Origin of the sequence: Chryseobacterium antibioticum, assembly GCF_012927325.1 — a bacterium.
GTDB lineage: Bacteria > Bacteroidota > Bacteroidia > Flavobacteriales > Weeksellaceae > Chryseobacterium > Chryseobacterium antibioticum.
The window spans coordinates 35,364-51,630 of sequence record NZ_JABBGI010000021.1 but is presented as its reverse complement, the minus strand read 5'-3'; the positions used below and the strand labels follow the sequence as shown (position 1 = coordinate 51,630).

Annotated in this window: 22 protein-coding genes; 2 read left to right on the top strand and 20 right to left on the bottom strand. The window is 37.7% G+C overall.

The window, feature by feature from the left end; genetic code table 11:
• Nucleotides 1–36 precede the first annotated feature (36 nt).
• The 20 genes from HHL23_RS16085 to tpx form a co-directional block, all read right to left on the bottom strand.
• Entirely contained in the window at nucleotides 37–2,043 is a 2,007-nt protein-coding gene (locus HHL23_RS16085; RefSeq protein ID WP_169235809.1) for a S9 family peptidase, read from the bottom strand.
• A gap of 131 nt (nucleotides 2,044–2,174) precedes the next feature.
• On the bottom strand, nucleotides 2,175–2,633 hold the full coding sequence (locus HHL23_RS16080) for a DoxX family protein (protein ID WP_169235808.1): 459 nt from the start codon (nucleotides 2,631–2,633) through the stop codon (nucleotides 2,175–2,177).
• Nucleotides 2,634–2,748: 115 nt separating this feature from the next.
• Nucleotides 2,749–3,192 carry an SRPBCC family protein gene (locus tag HHL23_RS16075; RefSeq protein ID WP_169235807.1) on the bottom strand — a complete coding sequence of 148 codons (444 nt, stop codon included), beginning with the start codon at nucleotides 3,190–3,192 and terminating at the stop codon, nucleotides 2,749–2,751.
• A 34-nt stretch (nucleotides 3,193–3,226) separates the two neighbouring features.
• Entirely contained in the window at nucleotides 3,227–3,655 is a 429-nt protein-coding gene (locus HHL23_RS16070) for an SRPBCC family protein (RefSeq protein ID WP_169235806.1), read from the bottom strand.
• Between the two features lie 162 nt (nucleotides 3,656–3,817).
• On the bottom strand, nucleotides 3,818–4,651 hold the full coding sequence (locus HHL23_RS16065; protein ID WP_169235805.1) for an SDR family oxidoreductase: 834 nt from the start codon (nucleotides 4,649–4,651) through the stop codon (nucleotides 3,818–3,820).
• Nucleotides 4,652–4,760: 109 nt separating this feature from the next.
• Nucleotides 4,761–5,615 (bottom strand): VOC family protein, encoded by an 855-nt coding sequence (locus tag HHL23_RS16060; RefSeq protein ID WP_169235804.1) that lies wholly within the window; start codon nucleotides 5,613–5,615, stop codon nucleotides 4,761–4,763.
• A 74-nt stretch (nucleotides 5,616–5,689) separates the two neighbouring features.
• Complete coding sequence (locus tag HHL23_RS16055; RefSeq protein WP_169235803.1) at nucleotides 5,690–6,556, bottom strand: VOC family protein; 867 nt, start codon at nucleotides 6,554–6,556, stop codon at nucleotides 5,690–5,692.
• A 91-nt stretch (nucleotides 6,557–6,647) separates the two neighbouring features.
• A complete protein-coding gene (locus tag HHL23_RS16050; RefSeq protein WP_228464798.1) occupies nucleotides 6,648–6,887 on the bottom strand; it encodes a helix-hairpin-helix domain-containing protein in 240 nt (79 codons plus the stop codon).
• A 35-nt stretch (nucleotides 6,888–6,922) separates the two neighbouring features.
• Nucleotides 6,923–7,336: an SRPBCC family protein gene (locus HHL23_RS16045; protein WP_169235801.1), complete on the bottom strand. Its 414-nt coding sequence runs from the start codon at nucleotides 7,334–7,336 to the stop codon at nucleotides 6,923–6,925.
• A 75-nt stretch (nucleotides 7,337–7,411) separates the two neighbouring features.
• Nucleotides 7,412–7,843 carry a VOC family protein gene (locus HHL23_RS16040; protein WP_169235800.1) on the bottom strand — a complete coding sequence of 144 codons (432 nt, stop codon included), beginning with the start codon at nucleotides 7,841–7,843 and terminating at the stop codon, nucleotides 7,412–7,414.
• Between the two features lie 53 nt (nucleotides 7,844–7,896).
• Complete coding sequence (locus HHL23_RS16035; protein WP_169235799.1) at nucleotides 7,897–8,673, bottom strand: alpha/beta fold hydrolase; 777 nt, start codon at nucleotides 8,671–8,673, stop codon at nucleotides 7,897–7,899.
• Between the two features lies 1 nt (nucleotide 8,674).
• On the bottom strand, nucleotides 8,675–9,199 hold the full coding sequence (locus tag HHL23_RS16030) for a DinB family protein (RefSeq protein WP_169235798.1): 525 nt from the start codon (nucleotides 9,197–9,199) through the stop codon (nucleotides 8,675–8,677).
• 20 nt (nucleotides 9,200–9,219) lie between these two features.
• Nucleotides 9,220–9,660 carry an SRPBCC family protein gene (locus tag HHL23_RS16025; RefSeq protein WP_169235797.1) on the bottom strand — a complete coding sequence of 147 codons (441 nt, stop codon included), beginning with the start codon at nucleotides 9,658–9,660 and terminating at the stop codon, nucleotides 9,220–9,222.
• A gap of 59 nt (nucleotides 9,661–9,719) precedes the next feature.
• Nucleotides 9,720–10,181, bottom strand: a complete 462-nt coding sequence (locus HHL23_RS16020) for a DinB family protein (RefSeq protein WP_169235796.1) — start codon at nucleotides 10,179–10,181, stop codon at nucleotides 9,720–9,722.
• A gap of 213 nt (nucleotides 10,182–10,394) precedes the next feature.
• Entirely contained in the window at nucleotides 10,395–10,805 is a 411-nt protein-coding gene (locus tag HHL23_RS16015) for a VOC family protein (RefSeq protein WP_169235795.1), read from the bottom strand.
• A gap of 77 nt (nucleotides 10,806–10,882) precedes the next feature.
• Entirely contained in the window at nucleotides 10,883–11,473 is a 591-nt protein-coding gene (locus HHL23_RS16010; protein WP_169235794.1) for a Crp/Fnr family transcriptional regulator, read from the bottom strand.
• A 293-nt stretch (nucleotides 11,474–11,766) separates the two neighbouring features.
• A complete protein-coding gene (locus HHL23_RS16005) occupies nucleotides 11,767–12,978 on the bottom strand; it encodes a DUF763 domain-containing protein (protein WP_169235793.1) in 1,212 nt (403 codons plus the stop codon).
• Between the two features lie 115 nt (nucleotides 12,979–13,093).
• Nucleotides 13,094–13,498: a glyoxalase superfamily protein gene (locus tag HHL23_RS16000; protein WP_169235792.1), complete on the bottom strand. Its 405-nt coding sequence runs from the start codon at nucleotides 13,496–13,498 to the stop codon at nucleotides 13,094–13,096.
• Between the two features lie 46 nt (nucleotides 13,499–13,544).
• Nucleotides 13,545–13,892, bottom strand: a complete 348-nt coding sequence (locus HHL23_RS15995; protein WP_169235791.1) for a VOC family protein — start codon at nucleotides 13,890–13,892, stop codon at nucleotides 13,545–13,547.
• 88 nt (nucleotides 13,893–13,980) lie between these two features.
• Nucleotides 13,981–14,478: a thiol peroxidase gene (gene tpx / locus HHL23_RS15990; protein ID WP_169235790.1), complete on the bottom strand. Its 498-nt coding sequence runs from the start codon at nucleotides 14,476–14,478 to the stop codon at nucleotides 13,981–13,983.
• 161 nt (nucleotides 14,479–14,639) lie between these two features.
• Between tpx and HHL23_RS15985 the strand changes: the two genes are divergently transcribed.
• Complete coding sequence (locus HHL23_RS15985; RefSeq protein WP_169235789.1) at nucleotides 14,640–15,092, top strand: T9SS type A sorting domain-containing protein; 453 nt, start codon at nucleotides 14,640–14,642, stop codon at nucleotides 15,090–15,092.
• A gap of 13 nt (nucleotides 15,093–15,105) precedes the next feature.
• Entirely contained in the window at nucleotides 15,106–16,221 is a 1,116-nt protein-coding gene (locus HHL23_RS15980) for a cadherin repeat domain-containing protein (RefSeq protein WP_169235788.1), read from the top strand.
• Nucleotides 16,222–16,267 lie beyond the last annotated feature (46 nt).

Sequence of the window (16,267 nt, the reverse complement as noted above, 5' to 3'; positions counted from 1 at the left end):
ATAACACTCTCCGTTCCTATAATTATACAATCTGTATTATTTCTTGTTGAAATTCTCGGCAAAGAAGCCCATCATATATTTATACAGTTCTATTCTGCTTGGCTCTTTTCTGAATCCGTGACCTTCATCATATTTTACCATGTACGGAACATCAACTCCTTTGGCACGCATCGCCTTTACAATCTGATCTGATTCATTGATATTCACTCTTGGATCATTGGCTCCCTGAACTACAAATAAAGGTTTTTTGATCTTATCAATATGGAAGACAGGAGAAACTTCTTTAGCAATTTCAGCTTCTTTGGGATCGTCCAGATTATACCATATTTCTTTTACCATTTCTTTGTAAGGTTTCCAGTATTCCGGGAAAGATTCGAAGAATGTGAAGATATTGGAAACTCCTACATAGTCTACTCCACACGCGTAAAGATCCGGTGTTTTGATAAGTCCCATCAGGGTCGCATAACCACCGTGGCTTCCCCCGTAGATGGCGATTTTATTTTTATCGATCCAGCCTTGTTCTATCACGTATTTTACTCCATCTTCCACATCATCCATTGCTTTACGCCCTATCTGCTTATAGCCTGAGTGTTGAAATTCTTTTCCATAACCTCCTGAAATTCTGAAATTCACATGCAGTGTTGCATATCCTCTACTGGCAAAAAGCTGGTCTTCAGGATTGAATCCCCAATTATCTCTAACACCCTGCGGGCCGCCGTGAGGATTAACAATCAATGGAACTTTCTTGCCATTAACCGCATCTTTCGGCATTGTGATATACCCCCGAATTGTCAGCCCGTCTCTGCTTTTGAATTCAATAGGCCTCATTTCTGCCATATCCTCTTCTTTCAGCTGTGGCATCAAGTTATACAGAAGTTTTATCTGTTTAGATTTTGTATCATATTCATAATAAGTTCCATATAATCTATCGCTTCCTACTACCACTAAAAGCTTGTCTTCATTATCATCGGAGGAAACCACCGAAAATTCTTTGTCTTTGAATTCAGATTTTAATTTGTCGTAAACTTCTTTATAAAATTTACTTACCGGAATGGTCTCACTTTTAACCCCGTTATAACTGATATAATCCAGTTCATAATTCCTGTTTTTACGAGCAGTACTTATAGAACTGACATCATATACAGGATTAGAATACACTTCTTTTATAATTGCATTTTTCTTCAGATCATACAGCACGATTCTTTCTTTATCACTGTCTAAATTGGTGACTACATACGCTTCATCTTTATTTTTAGAGTTATCGTTTAATCCAATAATATTGAAGGTGTTTTTCCAGTCTGTTGATTTGATCAGGTTAAATTTACCCGTCTCCAAATCTTTATAGTAGGTCTTTGTGGTCAATCCATTTTCCAGAACCGTATATCCCCTCATATTCCCTTTCTTGTCAAAAATATAGCCGTCGATAGGATTATTAACGTCTTTATTTTCAAAAAGCTGAGTCATTTCACCTGTATTGAAATTGATTTTATAAGGTTCAAAAATCTGTTTATTATTTTTATTCAGAGCAACAATAACGAATTCTGTATCCTTAATGATATCTGCGTAATTGAGGGTTACTCCATCAAAAGGAGTCAGATCTTTAAGATTCTGTCCGTCAATATCTACGGCATACATATGGGTATTTTCATTCCCTCCTTTATCCTGCGTGTAGAAAAGTCTTTTTTTGTCCAGCCAGCCGTAATTTCCGATAAGATCATCTTTTTCTACGATAGCTTTCGTGATTTTCCCTGTTTTCAGTTCTTTTACATAGACGTGATTCTTTTTGTCTTTGTCTTTTTCTTTATAGGAAAGATATTGCCCGTCCGGTGAAATTTTAAACTGTGAAGCATTGGGTCTGGCAAAATAGTCTTCTACTTTGTACTTGAAGTTCCCTTTATCATAGGAAATCAGCTTATCCAGATTTTCTTTGGAAGTAGGAAGCGTAAGGTCGCCCGGCAGTTTAGCCGTTGAAGTCTGTGCATTGATCATAATGGCTGATAGTACGATTTGAGCCGCACCAAAAATTTTAGTATTCAGATTCATAACTCATGTGATTTAATGTTAAGTGTTAGGTCAACTTTGTAAGTCTTCTCTATAATAGGACACCTTTAACCTCAAAATGTTACATCAATTATGAAAAAAATGATAGAATGAGTTTATTTAAACAGATGGGTTTAATTTAAATAAATTCCAAAATATATGGTCCATGCTATCAGAATAATCTGCATTGGGATTCTTTCACGGTAAAGATACTGCATGCCGGGACCGGTATAATCTGCTTTGAAAATATTGATGTTTTTCTTTGAAGAATTGATGTTCGCCATAAAAACCAGGATATAAAAAATAAGAAGAAGTATCGCAGTCAATTCACGTATTGAAGGGATCATTAATCCTATTCCGGCAGCAATTTCAAGAACTCCCGTACAGTAAACCCAGAACATTTTACCGGGAACAAACTCGGGAATCATCATGCCCATTCCTTTCTGAAATTTAAAGTGTGAAAAACCTGTAAATATAATGAATACAGCCATTCCCAGATTTCCGGAGAATAGAAAATCAGGTTTTCCCTGAAGAACAAAGGTGGCAAGTAACGCGAGAATAAATGTTCCAAAAAGGATGCTTAATAATTTCATAGGATTGTTGGTTATAACTGATTAGAAAGATAATGCATCTTCACATGATATCCATATTAAACCTAATAGATTTCAAAAATCTATTAGGTTCTTTTTTGTTAAAGTAATATATGGATTATTTATTTTCGGCAAGATTTTTTACCACTTCCAGGCCTTTTAAAAATCCCGTATTCAGATGCTCTCTCCATTCTTTTTCGACCTGTACCTCAGTATGAAGTTTGGTTTTCCCATCCAGATCGATAAGAATATACTTTTCGAAAGCACCACTCCATTCCATTACTTCTTTGCTGTGTATGTCTTCGTTGCCTTCTTTATCTACCATTCCCAGATGTTTGAAAATGATCTGATTGGGTTCATCCAGACTGTCGATAGTTGATACCATCCCTGCCCCTTCTGCATTCACAAAATAAGTTTTTCCGCCCACTTTCCAGTCGGATTTCATTACAGATCCGGGACCGAAATACTGAGTCCATTCGGTATAGGTTTCGGGAGTCCACAGAACGTCCCATACTTTCTGTAATGAGGCGTTGATAATGATTTCGTAAGATAAGGTTTCCATATTTTAAATTTTTATGGTTGATGATTTTTGCAGTTTATAATTGATTTTCAGAAAGATTTTTCACAATTCCTAAAGCTGTCGGAAATTTTTCTTCAAAATACTCTTTAAACTCTTCAGGAGTCTGAATTTCAATTTTTAAAATTGTCCCTATTTCTGTTTCTTCTAAAATATAAGCTTCTGTAGCTTCGCCCCAATCCTGGGGTGTTTCTACACCATCATAAATTTCTCCGAGGTGCAGGAATTTGACTTCTTTGTGGGGTATATTTTTTTCAACACGGCTGTACATTCCGTTATTGTTGGGATCAAAAAATTTCATGATACTTCCCTCTTCAAATGTTCCCTGATAAAAAGAACCTTCTGTAAAAGCAGTAGTCCATTGTCTGTAAGTGATGTCACTCCAAAGTACATCCCACACTTTCTCACTCGGTGCATCGATTTGAATTTCAAAAAATATTTTTTGCATTGTTTTTTTATTTAGGGTTAGATAGAGTCAAGAATCAAGAGCCAAGATGCCAGACGTCAGATTTCAGATGGTAAATGTTAAAAATACTACTATTGATCGTTATACTTCCAGTTTCTAACTTCTAACTTCTAACTTCTAATTTCTAGCCTCTAACTTCTGATTTTATCCTCCAACGAAATCTCCGCCATTGATATGAATTACTTCTCCTGTAATATAAGTGGCATCTTTTGAAGCAAGGAAAACATAAGCCGGCGCCACTTCTGAAGGCTGTCCTGCCCTTTTCATAGGAGTATCTTTTCCAAATGTTGAAAGATCATCAAAAGCTTCTTTTACAAGAGGCGTCCAGATGGGTCCGGGAGCAATTCCGTTCACTGTTATTTTCTTTTCAGCAAGATTGGTTGACAATGACCGGATAAAAGATAAAATAGCCCCTTTGGTTGCTGCATAATCGATCAGATGATCACTTCCACGGTATGCTGTAACAGAAGTGGTGCAGATAATCCGGCCTCCTTCACTGATTAAAGGCAGATAATCTCTCGTTAAAGAAATCATCGAAAGTATATTGGTATTAAAAGTTTCCTGAATTTGCTTATCAGATATCTTTTCCAGAGTGTTTTTCGAAGTATGAATTCCTGCATTGTTAACCAGAATATCCAAATTCTTCCACTCTTTTTTTATCCTTTCCACACATTTTGCTCTGAATGCTTTTCTGGTGAGATCTCCTTTGATGAGCATACATTGCTGGCCTTCATTTTCTACCAATCTTTTGGTTTCTTTAGCATCGTCATCACTTTCATTGTAAATGATTGCAACATCTGCACATTCTCTGGCAAAATGAACGGCTACAGCCTGGCCTATTCCACTGTCTCCTCCTGAGATGACCGCCTTTTTTCCTTTGAGCTTCCGGCTTCCCTCATAATCGTTACGGATGATTTCCGGGAAAAGTCCTTCTTTGGGAACTTTTGATTTGGATTGTGACTTGTTCTGTGTTTTCATAAGCAAATCTTTTCCCTAAACTACATCAAACAGCAAGCCGAAAACTGAAACATACAAACGGAAAAGGGCTAAAAGAGGAATTTATTTTTCACCTTTTAGCCAATCTATCTTAAGAATGATAAGCCTCTTCCAGGTCTTTTATGATAATATTCTTCATTTTCATAATCGCTTGAAGAACTTTCTGAACTTTATCCTTATCGGGGTCACTCACCAACTTCATTGACTGTTTTGGAAAGATCTGCCAGCTTAACCCATACTTATCTTTTACCCATCCGCACACTTCTTCGTTGCCTCCTTCAGCGGAAAGACTGTTCCAGAAATAATCGGTTTCTTCCTGACCGTCAGTCATCACCACCATTGAAATGCCCTCATTAAAATCATACTGATGATCATGCGAACTATCCATACAGAACAAACTGTAATCATTCAGGGTAAAATGGGCGTGCATGACATGCTCAGGATTCTCCACAGACTCTCCTCCATCTTCATATTTTGATATATTTCCAATACTTGAATTGGGAAAAACCTTTGTATAAAACTCTATAGCTTCCACAGCTTTTCCGTTGTTGTGATGAATAAACATCAAGGTAGGAACCAGTTTCTGGTCGCTTGCCTTTTCACCTAAATACAGCTGCCAGCTAACCCCATACTGATCCTGTATCCAGCCATATTTCTTACTCCAGGGGTAGGCATCGAGATCCATCAGAACTTCCCCTCCCTCTTTTAGCTTATCCCAATATTGTTGTACTTCATTTTCAGTATCACAGATCACCATAAAAGAGACTGAAGGATTTTTCTCCTGTTGTGGACCATTAAGAAGCATTATTTTCTGTCCGAAAAGCTCAATATTAATAACAACCTCTGTATCTACGGTAATTTTCCCGTTAAATAGCTCACAATAAAAATCTGCTGATTTTTTAGCATCTCCACCGCACAAAATGCATGGAAAGATATTATTATTCATAATTTAAGATTTTAGTGGAATTTTCAGTTGGTAGCAATGGCCAACTCACAAGAAATAATTTGACTATTTTGGCTTTATGAACGATAGGCCTCCTCCAATTGCTCCACAACTATTTTCTGCATCTTCATCATCGCCTGAACTACTTTTTGAGCCTTCAACTGATCTGAATCGTTCATTAATTCAATCAGTCTTTTGGGAACAATCTGCCAGCTTACTCCGTATTTGTCTTTCAGCCAGCCGCACATGCTTTCTCTTCCACCTTCTGAAATAAGGGTGTTCCAAAGGTGATCGGTTTGCTTTTGGTCATCGGTCATGATCACGATAGAAACTCCTTCATTGAAATCGAATGGATGATCATAAGAATTATCCATACAGAAAAAGCTGTAACCGTCAATGGTAAAATGAGCATGCTGTACATTTTCAGCGGGCTCGGATATAGGGTGTCCTTCTCCGCCGTCTCCATATCTCAGGATATTTCCAATGCTTGAATTGGGGAATGTCTGGGTATAAAACTCCATCGCTTCCATTGCTTTTCCGTTATTCTCATGGATGAACATCATCGTAGGAATGATTTTCTGCGATCCCTGTTTGTCTCCTAAAAACAGCTGCCAGCTAACGCCGTACTTATCCTGCACCCAGCCGTACTTCTTGCTCCAGGAATAAGAATCCAGAGCCATAAGAACAATTCCTCCTTCTGTCAGCTGATCCCAATACTGTTGTACCTCATCCTCTGTTTCGCAGATGACCATAAAGGAAATGGATGCATTCTTTTTAAAGTGGGGACCTCCGTTCAGCAGCATCAGTTTCTGCCCGAACAGATCCATATTCATGACTACAGGAGTATCTGCGGTGATCTTTCCGTCGAAGACCTGGCCATAGAATTCTGCGGCTTCTTTAGCCTCTTCATCAAACCAGAGACATGGAAAAATATCGTTATTCATACTATTAAATTTAGGGTTGATATATAGTTTTATGAATCACTGCAAACCAATTGGGCCCACAATGACAAAAAATATCCGGTAATTACAGGTGTCAATTTTTGAAAGAAACCTGATGTTCCTTCATATGATTTTTAAGTTTTTCCATGGCGTTCTTCCCGAAACCATGAAGTTGCATGATCTCTTCTTCAGAATAGTCCGAAAGTTTTTCAAAAGAGTCTATTTTTTCTCTTTCTAAAGACCTTCTCGCCGGTACTGCAATAATACCACACAGGAAATTATTACTTTTAACAACATGATTAACAGCACAAATAGAGCCTAAACATTTTGCCATTATTAAGAGATTGATCATGACTGCACTTGTGTGTTTTAGTGATTTTCAACGTACTTGTGAAAATTATTGAGAATAGCATACCAGCCGTCTCTTTGCATCTCCACGGAATTCTGTTTTTCAGGATCGAAAATTTCGGTCACCTTGGTCGTATTTTCGTCTATCTTGTCAAATATAACTTCTACTTTTCTTCCGTCTTCTAAATGATATTTGAGATGGGCATTCGGAATCACCTCATCATAGATTCCTTCAAAATCAAAACCGAAACTTTTGTCTTTCGCTTCCATTCTGGTCTTAAATTTACCTCCTACTCTCAAATCATTTTCCGAACTTGGACATTCCCAGGTTTCATGGGCGAAATTCCATTTTGTGATGTGTTTTGGTTCATTAAAATAATTCCAAACCTTTTCTACAGGAGCTAAAATCGTAATATCTATCTTAATAGGATCCATAATTCTACTTTTTAATGTTGAAGTAAAAAGGCAGTCCGGGTTTGAACTGCCCTTATAATTGAGTTAAATATAAGATTATTTTGTGTATTCTTCATTATAGTTCACCATCCAATGAACTCCGTACCTGTCTTGAAAGCTTCCGAAATAATCGCCCCAAAACTGGTCTTCAATCGGCATTTCTACATTCCCGCCTTCAGAAAGTCCTTTGAACAGTCTGTCTGCTTCGTCTCTGGACTCCGGGAAAATTGAAACATAATTATTATTTCCTACATTAAGGGTCTGTCCAAAGCTTGGAACAATATCCGAAGCCATAAGAAGGTCATCTCCGATTGGCAAAGCAATATGCATCACCCTGTTTTTTTCTTCGTCTGATAAGTTTTCGGTTCCCGGGGCATTGCCCATTTTGAAAACCTCTCCACGGAATTCTCCTCCGAAAACAGATTTGTAAAAGGTAAAAGCTTCTTCTGCTTTTCCGTCAAAATTGAGGTATGGATTTAATTTAGCCATGATTTTTGATTTTTAAATTAATAGTAATGATTTTTATGTTTTTGTTTTAAACGCTAAGGGTTTAGAAATTTCGTCACCTCGTTAACCGTTAGATTTATTAAATTATGGTCTGTATTTCCTCCAAAATCGGCCATCATATAGGAGCCGTGGGTTGCCGGAAGGATCATCAGTTGAGAATCCGGGATCAATCGCCACATTTCTACCGTATGTTCAGGTTTCATAACGTCTTTGTCTCCGCTGATCAATAAGGTGGGAGCTTCTATAGAGGTTAAAACAGCCTCATCCCAATCTTCAAAAGTCTGCATCCTTTTGCTGTCTTTATCGAAAAGATTTTCAAGCTTTGAAAAATCCGGATTCAGGTTAAGAAAATTGATCTTAAGAGGCTCGGGCATTGATTCCAAAGTGGCTTCTGCCATACTTTCGAAAAAGCCATCCATCATTCCATTTCTTTTGTAGAATGCGGAGGCAACAATCAGTTTTTCAACAATTCCAGGGTAACGGTGGGCAATCTGCATCACGGTATTCCCTCCGTTACTGAAGCCCCAGAAGGAAGCTTTTTCAATGTGGAGTTCTTTTAAAAGAGCGGTTACATCATGAGCATCCTGTTCAAAAGTTTCGGGAATATCCCGGTGATCAGTCATTCCATGGTTCTGCAGATCAATTCCTATTAACTGAAACTGTCCTTCCAGTCTGGAGATTATTTCCTTAAAATCAAACAGGATCGAGGAACCGCCACCATGAATCAGTACCACAGGTTTTCCTGAGCCATAAACTTCGTAATACATACGGATTCCGTTGACCTGTTTGTAGCCTTTTTCTTTGGGTTCCATACTAATACTTTAGATTTTCATCCATATCATATTTCATTCCCGGATAACCCAATATTCTTCTCATCAAACCTATCTGTCCGCATAAATAGTCCTCACGACCTATACACATTCCTGCGAAATTGAGTTTGGTTTCACGGACAAAAGGAATATTCATCCCGATCTCGAATATTTCGTCCAATTCTTCATCAGTCACTTCCGCCAGCTTCTGAAATACTTTTGGCGAAATATCATGGAAGTTTTTCTCCAATTCATCTAAACTCGGATACTTATAACTTTCATCCAGTGCTTTTCCCTGAAAGAAAAGATCGCTGTAAGGATCTTCATCTCTGAGTCCTAAAACCCAACCCAGGCTATAACGCATATTCACAAAGTTCCCTGCCATCCAGACAATATGGTTGGTTTTTCCGTCAATTCTTTTCAATGCATCTTCTTCCGAAATACCGTCCAAAACATTGAGAAAGCTTTGGGTGTGCATTCTGTAAGCCGGCATAACGATCTCCATTTTTTTTGATTTTGGTGTGTCCATTTCTTTGATTTTTAGTTGTTTTAAAAATGATATCTTTCTGAATAAGGAACATGAAGTCCCTCTTCTGCAAATTTTCTCAAAACTCTTAAATACAGTGCCCAGCAAAATGAGGTCTGACGAAAATGCTCATTGGTATCTTTCCAGTTGGTATGATAAAAACTTAACTTAGTTCCATTTCCGGCTTCTTTTAAAATAAACCCAACGCTGGTTTCTACCCAATCTTTATCACCGTCTGTTATTAAAAATTCAATTTCATAAGGAGGATTGAATTTTGAGATTTTTCCTTTTAAAATATCCTTTTCGGAAAATTCGAAAGTATATTCTGAATCGGGCTCGGGGACGCCCTGACAATAATGGGTCCACCATTCATTGAGAAATTCGGGAACGGAAACCATTCGAAATACATTTTCCAGGGTGGAATCGACTTCCAGGTCGTGGAGAATTGAAAAGGAATTGTCCATAGTATTAGGGATTTGGATTTTTTTTGGTGATGTTTCACATCAAGCTATTCTTTTCAGGATTATTTTATAGCGCCCGGTTTTCCGAGAATTCTTCTGAGGTAGCCTAATTGTCCACTGTGATAATTTTCATGAAAGCTTAGGATCGCAATATCGTTCACCGTTTCCGGATGAAAGCTTTCCATACTGATGAGCTTTGCTTCCAGTTTATCCTGAGATTGCTGGAGATAAGACTTCAGTTCTTCAAAAGTGACCAATTCCTCTTTTCTTTCAAGTGGAATAGCTCCTCTGTTGTAGCATGAAAATTTTTCACTGTCCCACACAGATTCTTCGCCAAGAACATTTAAGAAAGCATTTCTGATGTAAATTAAATGTCCTAAAATCCAGTTCATGCAGTTCGCTTCACCATTCGGAAAGATCATAGATTCTTCATGGGTGATGCTGTCGATATTCATTGAAATCACTTTATAATTGCTGAATACGTGAATTTTTATGATTTCTATATCATTGGATTGTGTTTCCATAACTTTAGATTTTTATTTTTACGTCTCCTGAATCAAGCAGATTCGCTGAACTGGAGAATATGACAAGTTTCTCATTTTCCCCCACAGGGTATCCGGATAGCCACAGATTCTTTATGATGACTTTCCAAATTAACACGTTATTTTTATCTGGTTATTTTTTGCTTTCCGGAATAGGAGTATTGACTGCCTTTAATTTTTTATCCAACTGATTAATTATTCTACTGGGAGTTGAGAAGCGTCCGCAAACATGACGTTCCAACCATGTCCGTTAATGTCCCAGAAAGAATTATGATACATCCATCCGTAATCCTGAGGTTCCTCATGCTGGGTAGCTCCATTTTCCAAAGCTGTATTCACTACCTGATCAACTTCTTCCCGGCTGTCAAGACTAATCGCAACAAGAACCTGGGTAGTATCGCCTTTTGGAACAGGTCTTTCGGAAAAAGTCTGGAAAGATTCTTCGGTCAGAAACATAACGTAGATCTGTTCTTCTTTCATTTCGATACAAACTGCTTTTTCACTAGACATCTGTTCGTTGAAAGAAAAACCAATTTTTGTCCAAAATTCTCTTGTTTTCTGCACATCTTTTACAGGAAGATTGACATAGATCTGATTGATTTTCATATTATAATTATTTGATGTTTAACTTTTAACCAAAATTACCAAGCCTTTATGAAAATCAACTTGTCATAGGACAAGATTTAATTTTTCTTGGGATGGGAAACTATTTCTTTACGAATCCGGCTCAGAGAAGTATCTGTAACACCCAGATAGGAGGCGATCTGTTTGAGGGGTGCAAACTGCACCACTTGTGGCTTTTGTTCTAAAAGATTAAGATAACGTTTGGTTGCAGAAAGGGTAAACATTTCCACCGAACGCTGTTTATAGACAAAAAGCTCTTTTGACATCCATGATCTGCCCCATTCACTGAGATTAGGAATTTTATGGTACAGCTCCTGGAATGTTTCAAAGTCAAACCTCCAGCATTCACAGTCTGTGATGCAGACGATATTTTCCTGGGAAGGAATTCTCTGGAAAAGGGATAAGACTTCAATAATGATCTCATTATCTGCAAAAAAGTGGGTGGTTACTTCATTTCCGCTAAAATCGTTGACATAGGAGCGGGCGAGGCCTTTTTCCAGAATATAATATTCATTGGCCATTTTTCCTTCTTCAAGAATGATGTCTCCTTTTTGGAATGACACTTTTTCATGAGCCTGAAATATTTCGTCAAGCTCTTCCTGTAGAAAAAACGGGAAATCATAGCAGATTTCTAAGGCTTTACTGGTCATTGAGTCGGTGTTTGTTAAAGCTTTAAAAATAGAATTTTTAATTGAATCATGGATCAAAAGCATTAAACAAATCAATAAAATATGTAAAGAAAGCTGCATTTAACAGTATTATTACTAACTGTTTTTATTGTTTCTAAATAATTAAACATGTTTTAACCACCCCGTCAAATCTTCAATTTGCCACCCTTCCAAAGGATGGGAATACTCGCCCATTCAATGGGAGTAATCGTAAGAACCGATGATTATTAAAAAAATTGAGCGTAAGAAAACATTCTGAACTATTATACATTATATCAGAATAGAGAAAGCTGGATTGGTTTTGGTTTTTTGGGAGGTTCGGCATCTCCGAAAACCGTTTTTCCTCCGAAGCGCCATGAATTCTGTCTTTCTTCTTCTATCACCTGCTGGATATCGAAATCCGGTGTAAAGTCTTTTTCGGTGGCTGCCACAATCTGATGAAGTTTATTTAAAGTATTCAGCTTATCAGAGTTTCCAAGTTTGGATTTTTCGATTCCTTTTCTGAGAATACTGATGCTTTCATCATAGGTTTTGGTTGGAACCGGGAAAGGATGTCCGTCTTTTCCACCATGGGCAAAGGAAAATCGTGCAGGATCAGCAAACCTTGACGGAGCACCGTGGATCACTTCGCTCACCAATGCCAAAGACTGCATGGTTCTGGGTCCTACGCCTTCGAACATTAAAAGATCCTCAAAATTCTGAGGTTGCTGCTCGCGGGTGAGATATAAAAGGGCACCCAAGCGTTTTAAATCAACGTCTGAGGCCTGAACATCGTGATGAGCAGGAAGAATCAATCTTGAAAAATCTTTCATGACATCAATGGAATCGGTATGGGAAATATCCAGAATTCCTTTTCTGTTTTCTGAAGCTTCAGCATCGGTAAGGTTGAGGATCTTTCCTCTGGAAACACCATTGATCCCTGTGTGAGGCTCTTCTATAAATGATTTGATATTTCCGGAATGCCAGTGATAGCGTCTCGCGGTACCATCTGATTCATGCATTCCTTGTTGCACCACACTCCAGCTTCCGTTATCCGCTAAAATAAAATTATGCAGATACAATTGATACCCATCCTGAATGGCTGTATTATCCACTTTCGCGGAGAGTTTGCTGGCTCTTACCAGTTCATGGCCGTTCAGCCCTGTTTTATCAGCAATCTGAATAAGTTCCGATGGAGTTTCTCTTGATAATTTCCCTTTTCCGCCACAGATATAAAGCCCCAGCGCTTGAGAATTAGGGTTAATGGAACGTTTCAAAGCGCCCATCACAGAAGTGGTAATCCCTGAAGAATGCCAGTCCATTCCCATCACAGCTCCAAAACTCTGAAACCAGAAGGGATCTGCCAGCCTTCTGAGCACTTCATCTTTACCATAATCCATTAAAATGACTTCAATAATGGAAAGTCCAAGTGCGGACATACGCTCATACAGCCACGGCGGTACTTTTCCGTAATGTAAAGGCATATCTGCAGTTCCTGAACGTTTCATAGTATATTCTAAAGTGTAAAGGTAATTATTGTATTGATTCTTTTTTGATGATTTGAATCATCGATTTTCTTATTCATTTCATTATTAAACGGACTAAAGTCCGTTCCTATTGATATTAATGAATTGAAAAGAATTCAAGGTCTTTATGTTTCTCTTCATCAAATTCTTCGTTGAATATGATTTTATTTCCAAACGGATCATCTACTGTAAAAGATACCGCTCCATAAAAGGCTTTTTCAAGTCCGGGGCGGTTGTATTTGTATTTTTTATCAATCAGTTCTTTGTGGTAATCTGCAACACCTTCTCCCCAGATGAACACTCTGCTTCCGGGCGTTCCGTCTCCATGATGTTCGCTTAGATGGAGAATGATGTTTTCTTTTTTCACTTCCATATAAACAGGTGTATTTTCTTCAAAATGATGTTCCCATACCACTTTAAACCCCAACCAATCGATATAAAACTCGATCGCTTTTTTGTAATCAAAAATCCTGAGAACCGGAATGATCTTCTCTGCTTTCATGTGTAAAAGTTGTCTTTTTGAATTAATATTACTTATTGCAAGTAAATTATTGATGTGAAAGTATATTAATTAATTGTCCAAATGGATCTTTGACAAAGAATCTGCGTACTCCCCAGTCTTCATTGGTCATTGCGTAAATAATTTCGAAACCTGCCTCCTGCATTTTCTCATACACTTCATCTGCATTATCCACTTCAATAGAAAGATGAGGAACTTCGGTATCGTTTCCGCCCTGGTTGGCAAAACTTACCTGAACTTTTGCATCTTCCTGATTTCCAAAAGTTTTGATCCATCCGTGATCCATCAATATTTCAAGACCCAGAATATCACGATAGAAATGATCTGCTTTTGACAGATCATCTGTCTTTATATTGGCTACAATTCTCTTTACCATCTGACCCGGATTTTTGACATTCTTACTGCTGAAAAAGCCCTGCAAAATAAAACTTTCACAAGGCTTTTATAAAAATTTTATCTCAAAATTATTTTAATGCTTCAATAGCAGCACTGTAATTAGGTTCGTCTGCAATTTCAGAAACCTGCTCTGTATAAACTACTTTATTATTTTCGTCCGTTACGATGACAGCACGGCTTAAAAGACCCTTTAACGGAGAATCTGTAATGGTTACTTCATAATCGTCACCAAAACTGCTTCTGAAATCTGAAAGGGTTTCTACATTATTCAATCCTTCAGCTGCACAAAATCTTGTCAAAGCAAAAGGCAAATCTTTAGAAACGTTGATCACAACTGTATTACCTAAGCCTGAAGCTTCTTCATTGAATTTTCTTGCTGAAGATGCACAAGTAGGCGTATCAATGCTTGGGAAAATATTGAACACTTTTTTCTTTCCTTCAAAACTATGAAGTGTTTTCACATTTAAACCTGAATCTACCAAAGCAAAATCCTTAACGGTAGTTCCTACTGATGGTAAAGTTCCTATTGTATTGACTGCGTTTCCTTTTAATGTAATATTTGACATAATTTATTTTTTTGTTCTTCAAATTTACTTAAAATAGAAAGCTTTTAGAGTCAATTAAAGGTTAAATAATTCTTAAAGTGAAAATAAAAAGACTTATCTCCCCGCAGTGATTTTTTAGTCAGATTTTTATTTATATTCGTTATCCAAAAAAAATAATAACAATGCGAAAAAAAATTACTCTCTTGCTCTTTGGAGTGCCGGTCTTTGGTTTCGCCCAGTCTGTGATCGGGAATGTTAATTCCGGGGCAGTTTCTGATACCAATTTCACGCATTCTGTAGGAGAAATCTATGTAATTCCTACTGATCCTGACCAGGCTAATTCAGGAACTATGGGAATGTATTATCAATCTGTTTTAAAGGTTTTAGGTATTAAAGAACTTGAGAAAGACCATGTCAAGATCTACCCCAACCCTACCGCTGATTTTGTTCATGTCACTTTAAACTCAACATCAAAAATTGAGGATGCAGAAGTGTATGACACTGCGGGAAGGCTTGTATTAAAAGTGAAACTGGACAGTGGGAAGCTTGATCTCCGCAGTCTTAATTCCGGAGTGTATATGATCACTTTTAAAAATCCGGATCTTAAACCTATTAAAATCATTAAAAAACCTTAAAAACTCTTCAAACATGAAAAAACTTTACGCTACTATAGGATTATGTATTGCCACTTTATTAAGTGCACAGGTTCCACAGGCTTTCAGCTATCAGACGATTGCTTTCAATGCAGCCGGAGCTCCAATTGCCAACGGAAATGTATCTTTAAAAATAAGCATTTTAGAAAACACTGCTACAGGAAACGTTCTGTATACTGAAACACATAACAAAACGACTAACTCTAAAGGTCTGATTAATTTAAATATTGGACAGGGAACTGCATCTACAGGGAGTTTCGGAGGAATTAACTGGGGAACCAATACCAAATTTGTAAAAGTAGAAATGGATCCTGCTGGTGGAAGTAATTATACCAATGTTGGAGTGAATCAACTAATGAGTGTTCCTTATGCGCAGGTAAGTAAAACAATCGTTACTGGTCCTGGCCAGGGCATTACTCTGGTATCTCCAAACGGAACCAATTATACATTAAACGTAAGCGACTCCGGTATATTAAGTCTGCCTACGAATACGAGTTCATCTGGTAATACTTTACCTTCCAACTTATATACGTATGGATCATATAACTCCTTTACTCCTTCCTCCGCTGAATTACTACGGGGAAACGGCACTACGAAAGTGGGTTATAAATACCTTCAGGCCAATACCCAGATTAAGTTCATAGCTTCACCGAGTAATGGTGCACAGGTTTACGGTTCAGACTCCAACGGATTCGTTACTGCTAACGGAAGTAATTATAATGTTGCGTCCAACGGATACTACCAGATCCTGGTCGCTTCTAACGGTCCGCAAATGAAGGCAGGTTTCTTCAACTTTGTTCCCAAAATCAAGTTTACTGCTATTTCAGGTACCACGCCTGTAACTTCTGTCACCTATAATAATGCTACAGGAAAATTTACGGCCATTATCAATGGAGTTACCACCAGTACCGGAGGTTCATTTTATATCCAGCTTGCCTCAGATAGTCTAGAGGTTGAAGATTTAGGAGATAACCTGAATGACGGATCTTTTGATATAGAAGGTGCAGCGATTACCTTTCCCAATCTTTCTTCTACCACACCCAAAAACTATAAGGTTGAATTCAGCCTCAATTTTGATGGTACCGGAACTTATACCATCACACAAATATAAACTTAAGAGGCACCTGCCTCTTTTTTTATGCAAAATAACTCTATAA